This window comes from [Clostridium] aerotolerans DSM 5434 (genome assembly GCF_000687555.1).
GTDB classification, from domain to species: Bacteria; Bacillota; Clostridia; order Lachnospirales; family Lachnospiraceae; genus Lacrimispora; species Lacrimispora aerotolerans.
Genome location: NZ_JHWJ01000009.1, coordinates 40981 through 55178, shown reverse-complemented (window position 1 = coordinate 55178; position 14198 = coordinate 40981). Strand labels below are relative to the sequence as shown.

General features: G+C 43.2%; 12 protein-coding genes. 3 read left to right on the top strand and 9 right to left on the bottom strand.

Annotated elements, in window-relative coordinates; translation table 11 throughout:
- Nucleotides 1–34: 34 nt before the first annotated feature.
- From T546_RS0113130 to T546_RS0113120, 3 genes are all read right to left on the bottom strand, one after another.
- Entirely contained in the window at nt 35–1759 is a 1725-nt protein-coding gene (locus T546_RS0113130) for a GMC family oxidoreductase N-terminal domain-containing protein (RefSeq protein ID WP_026892002.1), read from the bottom strand.
- A gap of 29 nt (nt 1760–1788) precedes the next feature.
- A complete protein-coding gene (locus T546_RS0113125; protein ID WP_026892001.1) occupies nt 1789–2406 on the bottom strand; it encodes a gluconate 2-dehydrogenase subunit 3 family protein in 618 nt (205 codons plus the stop codon).
- Between the two features lie 133 nt (nt 2407–2539).
- A complete protein-coding gene (locus T546_RS0113120) occupies nt 2540–3376 on the bottom strand; it encodes a hypothetical protein (protein ID WP_026892000.1) in 837 nt (278 codons plus the stop codon).
- A gap of 163 nt (nt 3377–3539) precedes the next feature.
- On the opposite strand from T546_RS0113120, the gene T546_RS0113115 reads away from it, so the two are divergent.
- Nucleotides 3540–3812: a GNAT family N-acetyltransferase gene (locus T546_RS0113115; protein ID WP_026891999.1), complete on the top strand. Its 273-nt coding sequence runs from the start codon at nt 3540–3542 to the stop codon at nt 3810–3812.
- A gap of 83 nt (nt 3813–3895) precedes the next feature.
- Here the strand turns inward: T546_RS0113115 and T546_RS0113110 are convergent, their stop codons facing one another.
- The 5 genes from T546_RS0113110 to T546_RS0113090 all read right to left on the bottom strand — a co-directional run bounded on the left by T546_RS0113110 (nt 3896) and on the right by T546_RS0113090 (nt 11475).
- Nucleotides 3896–6319: a DsrE/DsrF/DrsH-like family protein gene (locus T546_RS0113110; RefSeq protein WP_026891998.1), complete on the bottom strand. Its 2424-nt coding sequence runs from the start codon at nt 6317–6319 to the stop codon at nt 3896–3898.
- A 38-nt stretch (nt 6320–6357) separates the two neighbouring features.
- Nucleotides 6358–6633 (bottom strand): ArsR/SmtB family transcription factor, encoded by a 276-nt coding sequence (locus tag T546_RS0113105; protein WP_026891997.1) that lies wholly within the window; start codon nt 6631–6633, stop codon nt 6358–6360.
- Nucleotides 6634–6861: 228 nt separating this feature from the next.
- Nucleotides 6862–8229 carry a jacalin-like lectin gene (locus T546_RS0113100; protein ID WP_026891996.1) on the bottom strand — a complete coding sequence of 456 codons (1368 nt, stop codon included), beginning with the start codon at nt 8227–8229 and terminating at the stop codon, nt 6862–6864.
- A 208-nt stretch (nt 8230–8437) separates the two neighbouring features.
- Complete coding sequence (locus T546_RS0113095) at nt 8438–10861, bottom strand: flavocytochrome c (RefSeq protein ID WP_026891995.1); 2424 nt, start codon at nt 10859–10861, stop codon at nt 8438–8440.
- A gap of 14 nt (nt 10862–10875) precedes the next feature.
- Nucleotides 10876–11475, bottom strand: a complete 600-nt coding sequence (locus T546_RS0113090) for an NADPH-dependent FMN reductase (RefSeq protein ID WP_026891994.1) — start codon at nt 11473–11475, stop codon at nt 10876–10878.
- 173 nt (nt 11476–11648) lie between these two features.
- Here T546_RS0113090 and T546_RS0113085 point away from each other — a divergent pair, with 173 nt between their 5' ends.
- On the top strand, nt 11649–12587 hold the full coding sequence (locus T546_RS0113085; protein ID WP_026891993.1) for a LysR family transcriptional regulator: 939 nt from the start codon (nt 11649–11651) through the stop codon (nt 12585–12587).
- A 1-nt stretch (nt 12588) separates the two neighbouring features.
- Complete coding sequence (locus T546_RS0113080) at nt 12589–13536, top strand: FAD:protein FMN transferase (protein WP_026891992.1); 948 nt, start codon at nt 12589–12591, stop codon at nt 13534–13536.
- On the opposite strand, the gene T546_RS0113075 is transcribed toward T546_RS0113080, so the two are convergent.
- Nucleotides 13533–14168, bottom strand: coding sequence for an HDIG domain-containing metalloprotein (locus T546_RS0113075; RefSeq protein ID WP_026891991.1), 636 nt, complete (start codon nt 14166–14168; stop codon nt 13533–13535). The genes T546_RS0113080 and T546_RS0113075 overlap by 4 nt on opposite strands.
- Between the last annotated feature and the right edge of the window lie 30 nt (nt 14169–14198).

Sequence of the window (14198 nt, the reverse complement as noted above, 5' to 3'; positions counted from 1 at the left end):
GATCCAGCTTTAAAATATGACTGGATCCCTTTATTTATGTAGTGGCAGGAGTAAAATACTTTGCAACGATTTTCTCTGCCGTTCTGGTAGCCAGTGCCTGACTGGTCAGGGTCGGGTTTGGGCCTCCCAGTCCATTGCATAACACACTGGTATCTGCAATGAACAACCGCTTCACCTGCTTTGCCTCACAGTCTGTATCCGTCACATATCCGATACGCATGGTACTCATGATATGGGCGCACACATCCGGCGGCCAGTTGGCACGGGAAACGGTCTTCGCTCCAGCGCTTCTTAAGATATCGCAGGCAAGGCCTACCAGTTGATCCCTTTTTAAAGTATCTTCTTCACTTAACTCATAAGAAATAATCGGAATGAACCCGTTTTCATCTCTCTGTTCCGGATCTAAGTAAACGCCATTGTTCTGATTAACGGAATCATCTGCGAAAACTACAATGCTAAGGGTCCTTCTGTAATCTTTCATAAATTCTTTTAAAAGCTCACCGGCTATAATTCCCTCTCTGTCCCAAGGCTCTTCATCTGTGGTCTGATTCTGGAAGTAATAGCCCTTCTGACTGGTTCCATAGATCATGAGAGAATTGATGCCAGGACTTGTTCCAAAGGGCTCAAAGGCTCCAAGACCAGGATAGTCAAAGCGGGCGGCTGAGTTCTGGCCCACAAAAGGATTTATTTCTGACATTCCAAGGGCATTCATTAAGTCTTCCTCTTCAAAAATGCCGGAGACACAGTCAATCATATGATTGGTCAGACCTTTTCCCACCCACTCATTCTCAGGCAGACCAGAATTAAGCCAAAGTCTTGGTGATTCAATGGAACCGCAGGACATAACAATGACCTTTGCCCGCAGCTCCCGAATCTCTCCTGTAAAGGTATTTCTCACCGTGACGCTTTGTGCATAGATGCCCTGACTGTTATCCTCGCCTGTATTGATTTTTATAACAAAGGAATTAGGCATGATTTCCACATTGCCGGTCCGGAGTGCCATGGGAATATAGCTGACCAGAGTGGATCTCTTTGCCACCGTATCCACACTGGGACCGAGACTGCAGCCATTGACACAGTGTCCCCTTAAGGTACAGCCGACGGATTGATTGTTCTGGATATCGAAATCAGGGTTATTTAACATGGGATTGACCCCTAATATAGCATTGGGCTGCGCCCGGTAGCCAGGTTCTGTTAAATCTTTTGTCTGTATGTATTTCCACCCCATCTTTTTTGCACCGTAGTAAAACAAATCTTCCTTGGCTGTTCCCGTAGCTTCCCGGACAGGAAGGGTATTTTCCACCTTTTCATAATACGGAATCATTTCTTCATAGGAAATAGGCCATTCCTTTTCAAACGCTTCCGGATATGCCCTGGGAGAATTGGCCCAATACAACAGTGTTGTTCCACCAACTCCTGCCGACTGCCAGGTAAAGCCCCCCTTAGGCACTACCCTGATCCAGGGACTCAAATCCCTGTTTGCCACGCCCCAGCGAAACTTACCGGATATGGAATCATTCATATCATCTTCCAGATCCGTAAAGGTGGTCTTTAACAGATTGATATCCAGATCATCTATGCTGGACCCACGCTCTGCCCCAGGCTCCTCGTTGGGCCTTGGCCACTTGCTGTTGCCATACCAGGGACCAGCCTCTATGACCAGAACCTTGATACCTTTCTCTCCCAGCTCCTTGGCGATTACCCCTCCGCCGCCACCTGCACCTATTACAATTACATCTGCATCGTATCCGTTCGCCATATTTTCCTCCAATTCATAGTTTCTTCCGGTTACTCAGTATAGTCATAAGTCCTTGCAGCCCTGTAGCCAAGGGAAGGTCCTGGATATCCAATCTGCTCCCAGCTTCCGGGAAAATACTCAAGAACTCTCTGACTGGGCGGCAGAATCCTGGTGGTACCATACCCCCACCATTCAGAATAATACCCCATAAAAGTCAGCCGGTTCATAATCGGGAAAATGGGAAGGATGTCTTCCAATGCAAAATTCTCCTGAACGGGAAAATAGTTGATTCGATCCGGTCCCAAAAGCACTGCCATGACGGCAAGACGTTCATTCATGGTAAGCCTGGCAAAGTAAGATCCATTGAGAGGAGGCTCAACATTCGCCTCTCCATCCCTCTCATAGAGATATTGTCTGGCAGCCGTGTTTAGGACTTCGGCTCCTAAAACTGCCACAGGAACGTAGAGACTGCCCATTGACATGATAAGATACTCATCTGTATTAAAATCCAATGCACCGTAATACTGGATCATCCCATACAGCTCCGCAAGATCTGGAGAACGGGGAACTATGGAATCCACAAAAGCTTTATATGCCTCTTCCAGATAACCAGTTTCAGGAACCGCTTCCCACACATTTAAGTCTGAATCACGATTTGTCCAATCCAATCTTCCACCTGCTTTACAATAAATTATTCATACCATCTTATGATGGTCCTGTACCATCTAGCACTTTTTTACTGCAAATAAAAAGGATAAGATTCCGGATTCAGGAGTCCGAAATCTTACCCTCATTTAAAAGCTATGACTGGTTCTTGTCTTTTACAGAGCGTATGGAGCTGTTCAGTCTTTCATTTAAAACGATCAACTGAATCAGCTCGTTTTTATACTCATTGAATTGTTCGCCTTGCTCCTCTTCTTTCAGCACTTCTTCATTCTCACGTTTCACTGCGGCAATAAATTCTTCAATGCTTGAGGATACAAGGGGAAGAAGCTCCTGAAAGCTGCTGAACACTTCAGCGGCTTTCTGTTTTAGCTCTTCTATTGATTCTTCCGGAGTGGCATCCTCAAATGACTGCACCAGCTTTTGAACCGATTCATAGATTTCCTTAAGCTGGCCTTCCAGCTCACTGTATCTTTCTGATACCTCTTTATTTTCTATGAGGACCGATAGATTCGTAAGCAGGATATCTAAATCTTTCACGATTTTTGACTCTTTTAAGGTATCTTTATCAAGCGCCTCTTCTTCATAGGGGTAAATCGACTTAAGCCCCGTCTCAATATCTTCTAAAAGCTTAAGGCCTGTGCGGATTCCCTCTGCCTTTTGTACGTTGCCTGCATGAAGGGATATGAGAGACTGTATTCTTTTGATTTCATTATGTATCTTTTGGGCCAGTTCTTCCACATCCTTTAAATCAGGATTACTTTCCTCTGCTAAGGCCGCGAGGTCACTATGAAATATCTTTGCCCCGTCCCTTGATGCAAATTCCTCTGCTGTCTTTTTAAGAGTGAGCTGGAGTACATTCACAAAATCGTTTACCGACCTTGTCACCTGCTCCTCATACGAAGCCTCCCCTTGTTCGGCCTCTTTCTCACGTAATCTTGCTATCTTTTGCAGGAAGAGACTCATAATTCCCATAGATTCACCTTACCATTTTTATATTCTTTGATTAATATAGTATGCAAACCAAACTTTTTTGTCACATTAAGACAGACAGCCAAGGAAAATATTTCTTCCGGTTTGTTGAATGGATCCCCCATTCGTGATATAATTTCTGTACTACATGTAAGGAGGTAATCATATGAATTTTACTTATAATCCAAATCAGATCGCTTATTTTCATTCCGATAATAATCTGCTGGCAGAAGTTACGTTTCCCAATGTGGATGCGGACACCGTAGATATCAACCATACCTTTGTAGATGATTCTTTAAGAGGCCAGGGCGTGGCTGGAAAGCTTATGGAAGCGGTGGCTGAACATCTCCGCTCTCAGGGGAAAAAAGCAGTTCTAACCTGTTCTTATGCAATTGCATGGTTTGAAAAACACCCGGAATATCAGGATGTGTTAAAATAATTTTTAAATCACCCAAGCAATGAAACATGGGAAGCCTGGCAGTTAATTACCGCAGGCTTCCCATATTTCAGTCGTATATATTTTTATATAAATAAATTTACATTAGACTCTTCCGCTTCTCCCAGGTAATAACCAACTCCGCCTATCTTTACTCCGTCGATCAGCTCTTCTTTCTTTAAACCCATAACATCCATTGACATCTGACAGGCAACGATTTCCACACCGTTTGAAATTGCCGCCTCTATAAGACTTTCCAGGGAATCCACGTTCTTGTTCTTCATGACGGAACGTATCATCTGAGCTCCCATTCCCATATAATTCATCTGGGATAGCTTTAATTTTTTGCTGCCCTTTGGCATTATGATACCAAACACGGAGTCCATCAGTCCCTTTTTCACCTTTACCTTAATCGGCTTTCTTAATATATTAAGTCCCCAGAAGGTGAAGAACATAGTCACCTTTCTTCCCATGGATGCAGCACCGTTGGCTATAATAAAGGAAGCAATGGCTTTATCCAGATCACCGCTGAACACTACCATGGTCTTGTTATTTTTTGTATTTTCTTCTACAGATTCCTTTGAGCTTGGGATCACTGATTTTCCTTTGCGTATCACAGCTGTTACATTACCATTTTCCCGATTGCGATTCAAAAGCTGATTTTCCGTACTTTTGCACCATGCATTCACATCTTCATAAAATCCGGGATCTGATGCTGTGACTTTCAAAATTTCACCTTCTTTTTGCTGATCCATAGCCTGCTTTACTCTCAGAAGGGGGCCAGGACAGCAAAGTCCGGTGGCATCCAAGATTTTGGCTGTTTCTTTATCCGGCTCATTCGCATTTGAAATGGCAGGTTCTTTCTTTTCCTTATGAAGATAATCTTTTACCCGTTTAAAGCCGCCAGTTACATTTTCCGCCTCAAATCCATGCTGGGTGAGAATCCGGTCCGCCAGATAACCTCTTTGCCCCACCTGGCAGTAAACGACTATTTTCTGGTCCTTCCTGAGTTCGGATAGTCTGCTTCTTAAGGTATTGAGAGGAATATTTATGGAGTCATCCACATGACCTAAGCTGTATTCCATTTCCTCTCTCACATCCAGGAGAAGTATCTTATCTCTGTTTTCAAACACCTTATCCCATGTGGTAATGTGACTTAAACCACGAAGCACATTTTCTGCTGTATAGCCTGCCATATTGACCGGATCCTTTGCGGAGGAATAGGGGGGAGCGTAGGATAAATCAAGTCTTGTTAAATCCTCTACCGTTCCATTCATACTGATGACCGTAGAAATCACATCAATTCGTTTATCAACTCCGTCGTATCCGCTTGCCTGCGCCCCCAGTATCTTTCCATTCCCATCAAACATCAGCTTTAAGGAAATGTTATGTCCTCCGGGATAATAGGAAGCATGGGACATGGGGTGTATGTGTACCATTTTATAATACATTCCACTGGCTTTCATAGTTCTTTCACTGACACCTGTTCGGGCTGCCGTCAAATGGAACACCTTAATGATGGACGTACCAAGAAAGCCATCATAGCGGGAACTGAGCCCAGCTACGTTGTCTGCGGCAATTCTACCCTGCTTATTCGCCGGGCCAGCCAGAGCGACTGCACTCTTTTCGCCTGTTACAAAATCTTTTCCTTCAATGGCATCGCCGACTGCATAGATGTCCTTGACGCTTGTCTCCATATGGTCATTTACCAGGATATGTCCCCTTTCCCCAAGCTCAATACCGCTGGATAAGAGAAATGAGGTATCAGGTCTTACACCCATAGCCAGAATTACAAGGTCAGCAGAAAGTGTATTTCCACTTTTTAAATGGACATCTATCCCCGTTTCGGTTTCGCGAAAGGCTGTGATGCCATCCTTTAAAATAAGGCGGACCCCATTCTGCTCTAATTCCTGTTCCGCCGCCAGTACCATATCATCGTCAAAGGGAGCCAGTATGTGGGGAGCCGCTTCCACCAGTGTGGTCTGTATCCCAAGTTCCTTAAGATTCTCCGCCATCTCAACGCCTACAAAGCCTCCGCCGATTACCACTGCTCTTAAGGGCTTTTTTTCATTCACCCAGGCTTTGATCCGGTCCGTATCCCCTACATTTCTTAAGGTATGGATAAAGCTGCTATTAATCCCAGGGATATCCGGACGCAAAGCTTTTGCTCCAGGCGAAAGAATCAGGCTATCAAAGGTTTCTTCATACTCTCCCCGTTCTGGATTTTTTACCAGAACCCTCTTATTTTCAATATCAACAGATATTACTTCACTGTGAATCCTCACATCAATACCAAATCTGTTTTTCATGGCCTGAGGCGTCTGCACCAGCAGCTTCTCCCGTTCTGCAATGGTTCCTCCTATGTAGTATGGCAGGCCGCAATTAGCATATGAGATATACTCATCTCTTTCCAAAAGAATGATTTCAGCTTCTTCATTAAGCCTTCGAAGCCTGGCTGCTGCTGAGGCTCCGCCTGCAACACCGCCTACGATTAAAACCTTTTTACCCATGATTACTATCCTCCAGATGAATCATATTATATGAAGTGCTACACCAGTAGCTTTATCAGCTCTGCCACTCTCTGGTCCTTGATCCGGTAATAAATTTCAAGTCCCTCTCTGCGGCCCTCTATAATTCCGGAAGCCTTTAGTTTTTGTATGTGCTGGGATACGGTGGATTGAGGCGTTTTAAGACATGCCTGCATAAAGCTTACGTTGCATTCTCCTTTTTCTAGCAGCCCATTGACCATACATAAACGGACCGGATGGGCAAGCACTTTTAAAAGCTCCGCTGCTTCTGTGTAATGTTCGATGTTATTATTCATAAAGACCTCTTTTCTGTAAGGGTATGCCTTAATTTATCTGTATTTCTATATATTACAATATTACGATATATAGATCAAAATGTCAACCTGAAATAAAATGTAAGATAAAACCATAAGAACTTGGGACTGCCGTGACTACTTTCTTCAAACAAGGTATGGAAATTGAATCAGAAATCAAAAGCCATATCTTGTGGAAATTTTCAAGGTCGTGACAGCCCCTAATTAATCTTATCTTGACTCTATGATTCGCCAGATTGCTCCCAGTTTATCCACATTGGCTTCCCCACGTCCAAAAAAGCCTGCGAGATACGTTCCCTGAGGAGCCGTTAACGTAAGGGATGCTCCGCTTTTTACACCGTTTGCTAACACACGTCCTTTGCTTGTGGTCAGCTCCAGATAGAAGATCCGATCCCCTTTGTTATAGGCGTTTTTATATATGACAGCTTTTGTGATATACTCATCCGAATCCAGAGCCAGCGTTTTTTCTGTTCCTCCGGTTCCTCCATTCCTTAATACGGTTCCATCTGCATAAGTCATTGATACAGCATCCACCCGGTTATCCCCACGTATGGATACAGAAACCGGCTTACTTTCTAAGGGCGCCATATTTCTTAAGAAATTAAAGGCAATGCCACCGGAGCCTCCCCATAAATTACTATAGGTGAGACGGCTGTCAGTGGTATAGGAAAATTCACTGCTGATTCCATAATGATCCGAAAGCTGATTTCCGGCTGAGTCGGTGAAATACGTATTCTCAACCTTATAAGACGATGGGGTCAGGGTAACCCCGTTGCCGCTGCGGTAAAAAATCTTATCCACTACTTCATTGTCAGGACTTGTAGAGCCTGAAACACCAAGGAGTGCATCTGCTCCCATTTGCGGATAATCTCCATTTCTGATTTTTTCAATCCAAACATCTTTCATTCCCAGCCTATCTACGAACAGGGCTTTTAAGTTGTCATCCGCTCTCGTATACCGGCAGTTGGTATCACCGAAAACGATGACTGCATGTCCTTTGGAATATTCCTCTATGTATGTGGCCAGCTGAGACAAATTGCTGCGTCTTGCAGCCTGGGATTTTGGATCTGTATCTGCGTCAGCATGAAGGTTATAAACATCCACATAAACTCCGTCTGCGATTTTAACCTGATTGTACATGAATCCTTTTGGTGTCAGCTCATCGCTGCCATTGCCAATCAGCCCATAACGATCCGTCCATGTCTCCCGGTCCATATCTTCATAGGGAAAGCTGGATAAGAAATTCATGCCATCTCCGATTCCTGCCCCGCCTGATGTAGGGGTCCGGTATGGATGAGTGTCGTTTGCATAAAGGGCTGCATGATAATTAAAATCCTCCTGCACATGAATTAAGTCATAGGCCTGGAGCTTAGCTCCTATCTGGGGAATGTAATTCTTTGGATCTCCGCTGCTGGAAAACATGGATGGCAGGCCCCCAATGTTATAAGTGAGGATGCGGAAGGTGCCTGATTGCGGATTGCCGGTACCTCCAAAAGCTGAAACAGAATTACCGGTCATGAGAACGGCTGTCAGTGCAAATAGAGCCATATTTCTTATTTTACTCCTGTGTTTCGTCATTGCTTATAACCTCCTTTTGTACCTCTATGTATCACTTCAGTAACAATTCTATTATATAGCCTTTTCCCCACTTAATAAATGAAATCAAAACGCAACAATTGACCTGTTTCAACATTTTTTCAAGTGCGAATGGTGGTTTTTGTCGCATTAAAATACCCTTGCCAAAATAGGCAAGGGTAAGGTGGTCTTATTCTTAATCAGATTTTAGTTATTTCATTTCGTCTACAGCCGTTTTTCCTGCAATTCGTCCGAAGGTAAAGATATCAGTTAACGCATTGCCGCCAAGACGGTTGCCTGCATGGATACCTCCAGCAACTTCTCCTGCTGCATAAAGATGTTTAATTGGCTGTCCATTTTCATCTAATACACGGGCATTTGTATCAATTCTCAGTCCGCCCATGGTATGGTGAACCGCTGGCTTTCTTGGAGTTGCATAGAATGGAGCTTTCTCCACCTTTAAGCTGAAGGTGTCCTTATGGAACTCAGGATCAAAGCCCGCATCTACATAGGAATTGTATTTATTAACCGTATCCTTAAGAACTGCCGGATCCATACCGATTTTCACAGCCAGCTCTTCGATGGTATCCGCTCTGAATAAGGTGCCGGCTTCTACCTGACGGTCAATCTTTTCCTGACTGGTATTGGCTGCTGTTTTCTTTATCTCATCATCAGCGATCAGGTAGAACAGACTACCCTGGTCGATGGCAGCTTTTGTTAACACATCTCTTCCGGAAAATTCATTGACGAATCGTTTTCCTTCCCGATTGACGATTACGAAGTTTTCCGGTGGTACCTGAAGTCCACTGAATAACTCGCCGGTGTCAGGGTCAGATACAGGCATCATCTGTGTAAAGCCCATTCCAGTAAGCGCTGCTCCTACGCTTTTACCAAGGGCGATTCCATCACCAGTCATGGCGTAGGAATTGGTGGTTCTTATATCATCGTCAATATTGCTCCAGTAGGTGTTATACTCTTTCAGCATCTTTGTATTGGCACCAAAGCCACCGCTTGCAAGGACAACTGCCTTTGCGTATACTGTGATCTTCTGGCCATTGACACCAGTAGCTATTACGCCTTTGATTTCACCGTTTTCTATGATTAATTCCTTGACCGGGCTGTCAGTGATGATCTTTCCGGAGTTCTCCTCTACATATTTGTGAAGAGCCAGGATAAATGCAGTACCATAGCTTTTTACAGGCTTATGACCGCGGCGCCATAATGCACCAACAGGGGCAAATACAATGCTCTTATCGTACTCAACGCCGATTTCTTCCAGCCAGTTAACGCTCTCTAACGCTCTGTCTGTCATTATTTTTACAAGATCATACTGTCCGTATATGGTGTTGCCTTCTAAGTCTGTTCGTTTGCCTCCAAAGTAGGTCTGCATTCTGTGAAGAAGCGGGGAGTCAAATAAATGGCCCTTCTCTGTGCCGAACTTCTTCTGATAGGCAGCGAATTCTTCTTTCAGAGCGCGGAAATCATCCAGATATTCTGCATGGATCTGGCTCTCATCCGTATTTAGTAATGACTCAATGGTATGTCTCTCTCCTGGGTTCTCATCAAACTTTTTCTGCCACTCTGGATCTGCTGCATTGACAGGACCACCGGAACGAATGGTGTTACCACCCACTGCCGGGTATTTCTCAAGAACAATGACACTGGAACCATTCTGTAATGCGGTAGCAGCTGCACTTAATCCAGCACCGCCTCCGCCTACAACAACTACATCACAAGTATACTCTTCGTCTTCTCTGATACGGCTGCTGGCTGGCTTTGGACGTCTCTTAAGAATATCAGGGTTAACTCCGGCAAGCTTCACAGCTTTGGCCACACCATCAATGACTGCATTGCTGGTCTCGGATGCACCGGAGAGGGCATCTACATTTAAAGTCTGTCCTTCCAGAATTTTATCTGGTATTCTAACAAAAACAACATCGGCGATGCCTTCTGTCTCACCTTCGGTATCAATCTTAATACTTTCGATTCGTTTCTCACTAAAGGATACCTTCATTGGAAGGCTTCCGCTGTGGCCGATTGCATTTACCTCATACTCACCTGGCTCAAAGGAGAATTCCTCTTCCTCATTCAGCTGATTTGCAATTTTTGCAAAACGCATAAACCGAAGGAAGCAAATCTCAAGGAAATCTATGGTTCCTTCATTGCTTAAGTCACCAGCTTCATCAAATGCCTTATCCGCACTGCCAAGTAAAAATTCATAGCCTGGCATTACGTTGGCATCCACACCTGGTGCATCCAGAATCTGACGAAGATGGAGCTGTGCACGGGAGGAACCCTGAGTTCCAAGAGAAGCACCAACGATCATCACTGGTTTGCCTGCAAGGGGGTGAAGGTCAAAGCTTAACCATTCAATCAAGCTTTTAAGACTGGATGGAATGGAATGATTGTATTCAGGAGTCGCCATAATAACACCATCGCACTCCGTAATCTTATCGTTGAACATCTGTAATACCGGACCGTAGGACTGATTATCAGATTGATTAAACATAGGAACATCTGTAATATCAAGTATTTCTATATCTGCCTTTGATTCAAAGTGCTTTTTCATAAACTGAAGGAGCTTACGATTATAGGATTTTTTTGCATTCGTTCCAACAATAGCTATAAATTTCATTGATATTTATCCTCCTAGTCTTGCCAAGTGTATTTTTTCACTTTTTTATTCAAAACTTTCTCTTCCAGAAGCTTTGATGTGATATCCGTAAACAGAACAAACTCTCTGAAAATTTCATCAAGCTCTGATAACTTATCTTCATAGATGAGATTGCCTGAATTGTCAAATGCACCCTGTGATTTTCCTAAAAGGAACTCACTGCTTGGCATGATTCTGGCTGCAAGCTCAGGGGAATCAAGTATTTGTCTTAAATGAGCCTGTGCTCTGGAGGAACCAAGAGTACCGTGAGATGCTCCCACGATTAAAACAGGCTTGTCCGTAAGTGCCTGACTCGTATAACTAATCCATTCAAGAGCGCTTTTTAAAACTGCCGGAATCGCATGATCATACTCTGGGGTCGCTATAATGACTCCATCAGCGCTCAAAATTTTATCAGATAACTCTGCTACCTTTTCAGGAACTTCAGAATCTTCCGGTTCCATAAAGGCAGGTAAATCCTTAATTTCATATACTTCAATCTCCGCTTCACCAGAAAAATGCTTTTGCATAAATTGAAGCAGCATACGATTGGTTGACACATCTGAATTGGTGCCTACGATTGCTAAATATTTCATAGTAATCCCCTTCCTGTACATTAAGCTTTCACAGTAATACTCATGTGTTTGATATTATTTTAACATATTGTATCCATATTATCTAATAGTAATTTATTGAAGTTTAATAACAAATTTGTTATAATCAGAAACAAACCTAAAAAAGTAAATTATTTTTCAAAGGAAGGAATAAAATGTCTAAATTCTCCTCTCAGGACATCCTGTATTATATTGATGCCATTTTAAAATACAGCAATTATAGTAAGGCTGCTAAATCCCTTTATATTTCCCAGCCCTATTTGACACAGGTGATTAAACGTGTGGAAGGCGAGTTAAACTGTGAGCTTATCACCCGCAACAAACTCCCTTACCGCTTGACGGAGCAGGGGAAGATATATTATCAGTATTTGACTTCTTTAGAAAATAAATACGCAAAGCTTCTTAAGGATATCTCCGATGTATCCGATATGGACAGAACGGTCATAAAGATAGGGGTACTTCCAAGCCTTGGAACCTACCTTTTGCCTCTTTTTATCCCGGAGTTTCTGGACATGCATCCCAACTGCAGAATCGAGCTTACCGAGGTTCTGCCGGAAAAAAGTGAGAGGCTTACTCAAAACAATGAATTGGATTTCTGGATTGGTCAAAACTCCAGAAACATATCACCAAACTTAAATTCCGTCAGCTGGGGCAGACACCGATACCGGGCCGTAATTCCCCGCTGCTGTGACCTTTATCAGGAAAATGTTGATATCATCCCGGAAGGAACCATCGACATAAGTAAACTCTTATGCCAAAGGCTGTTACTGACCTCCAAGGGTTCCGCCATCAGAAAACAGATCGATCAGCTGTTAAATGTTTATAAGGTAGAGCCTAACATCATCATGGAAAGTACGGATATCAATACGGTACTTAAGCTGGCTATAGGTAATTTAGGACTTGCCATCGTACCGGAAAGCGTCTATGTTAAGGAGTGCCCGTCTAAATACAATATTTATCCCATTCCCATCGATGAGCTGAGCTTAGATTATTTTATTGCATATCTCACGGAAAGAACACTGACCAAGATTGATAACGACCTGATTGATGCCTTTTTAACTCATGGGCAGGACGAAACCCCGATAGGAGACTGAAATGACTGAACATACAAAAATAATATATCTTATGGGCACTAAAATCTCCCTCTATGTTAAGGGAAACAATTCTGAGATTCTGTTAAAAAAAGCTGAGGACATGTTGATTCATTATAACGAAGTCTTTAGTGCCAATCGTGAGGACTCCCAGCTTTCCATGTTGAAAAAAAGAGCTGCATTCGCTCCGCAAAAGGTGGATGAAGAGCTTTATGAGCTGATAAAAATAGGAAAAAAGCATAGTCTTTGTGAAGGTTCTTTTTTAAATATTGCTATCGGCCCATTGATAAAGCTATGGAGAATCGGTTTTGCCGAAGCGCATGTACCTGAACAAGAAGCCATTGAGAATGTGCTGGAACTGTTAAATCCTGACAATATACAACTGGACGATGAAGCTAAAACCGTATATTTCTTAAAGGATGGTATGGAAATAGACCTTGGAGGAATTGCAAAGGGATATTTTGCGGATAAAGTCATGGATTTCTTTCAGAAAAAAGGAGCTGTCTCTGCTAAGGTGGATATGGGAGGCAATGTTCTTGTTTTTGGAGAATCCCCGTCCCATGAGGACGAGTGGAACGTAGGAATTCAAAATCCGTTTTTGCCAAGAGGAAATGCGGCCGCCATAGTTAAAGTAAAAGACCAATCCGTTGTAACGTCAGGCATATACGAAAGAGTGCTTGAAAAGGAAGGCAGCAAATACCACCATATATTTGACAGCAAAACAGGTTATCCCATAAAAAGCGATATCGCTTCTGTCACAATCATTGCAGATACCTCTCTGGACTGTGACATCTACACGACAAAATTGTTTGGATACGATGCGATCTCTATCATCCACATGGTCAATGAACGGAAGGATTTGGGCGCTATTGTGATAACAAAAGACGGACATCTGGCCTGTACCGATAATCTTATGGGAAAAATATATCCATTCCAAAAGACAGACTCTTAAGAGTCTGTCTCATGCTGTAGACAAATTATTTTCTTAAATTTTCTTATTACTTCCTTTTCATAATCCGGATCACTATTTCCCCTGCCAATGCGGTCACAAAGCCCCAGCAGGGCAACTTCATTCACATCCGTCTCCCGTTTCATTTTACCGGCATCTCCAAATGGAAGTTTTTCCGTAACATACAAAATGTGCATATGATACTTGACCAGCTTTGCCACAGAAGTAATCCAGCAAACGTCACCAGTAAAACAGGACAAAAAATCTTCTGTCAGCTGTTCTCCCTCAAAATCATGATTATAGGAGGTAATTTTTTCTCTCTTGATTTTTGTGGTCCCCGGTTTGCCAATATCATGAAGCAGCGCTGCCCACATCAGGGTTCGTTCCGATTTGCTCTCCCGTTTCCGCTTTGCTGCTTCATTTACCACCATCATCGTATGAGCCCACACACTGCCTTCCGGATGGTGGCGTTTTGACTGGGGTGTGTCCTTTAGTTTTAACAGCATGGAAAACGGATACTCAGAAAACCACGGTTCCCCGCTAATTTCTTCCAGATATTCGGATGGACAGTTATCATGGAGCAGGTGCTCATCTATCTTAAGAAACTGCTCTTTCCTATATTCTTTGTCTGACATGAAATTTGCCTTTCTTCCTATTAACTGCCT

What these genes read in the sequence shown, in the direction of transcription:
- T546_RS0113130 (WP_026892002.1), bottom strand. Translation starts at nt 1,759, where the DNA reads ATGGCGAACGGATACGATGCAGATGTAATTGTAATAGGTGCAGGTGGC.
- T546_RS0113120 (WP_026892000.1), bottom strand. Translation starts at nt 3,376, where the DNA reads ATGGGAATTATGAGTCTCTTCCTGCAAAAGATAGCAAGATTACGTGAG.
- T546_RS0113115 (WP_026891999.1), top strand. Translation starts at nt 3,540, where the DNA reads ATGAATTTTACTTATAATCCAAATCAGATCGCTTATTTTCATTCCGAT.
- T546_RS0113110 (WP_026891998.1), bottom strand. Translation starts at nt 6,319, where the DNA reads ATGGGTAAAAAGGTTTTAATCGTAGGCGGTGTTGCAGGCGGAGCCTCA.
- T546_RS0113105 (WP_026891997.1), bottom strand. Translation starts at nt 6,633, where the DNA reads ATGAATAATAACATCGAACATTACACAGAAGCAGCGGAGCTTTTAAAA.
- T546_RS0113100 (WP_026891996.1), bottom strand. Translation starts at nt 8,229, where the DNA reads ATGACGAAACACAGGAGTAAAATAAGAAATATGGCTCTATTTGCACTG.
- T546_RS0113095 (WP_026891995.1), bottom strand. Translation starts at nt 10,861, where the DNA reads ATGAAATTTATAGCTATTGTTGGAACGAATGCAAAAAAATCCTATAAT.
- T546_RS0113090 (WP_026891994.1), bottom strand. Translation starts at nt 11,475, where the DNA reads ATGAAATATTTAGCAATCGTAGGCACCAATTCAGATGTGTCAACCAAT.
- T546_RS0113085 (WP_026891993.1), top strand. Translation starts at nt 11,649, where the DNA reads ATGTCTAAATTCTCCTCTCAGGACATCCTGTATTATATTGATGCCATT.
- T546_RS0113080 (WP_026891992.1), top strand. Translation starts at nt 12,589, where the DNA reads ATGACTGAACATACAAAAATAATATATCTTATGGGCACTAAAATCTCC.
- T546_RS0113075 (WP_026891991.1), bottom strand. Translation starts at nt 14,168, where the DNA reads ATGTCAGACAAAGAATATAGGAAAGAGCAGTTTCTTAAGATAGATGAG.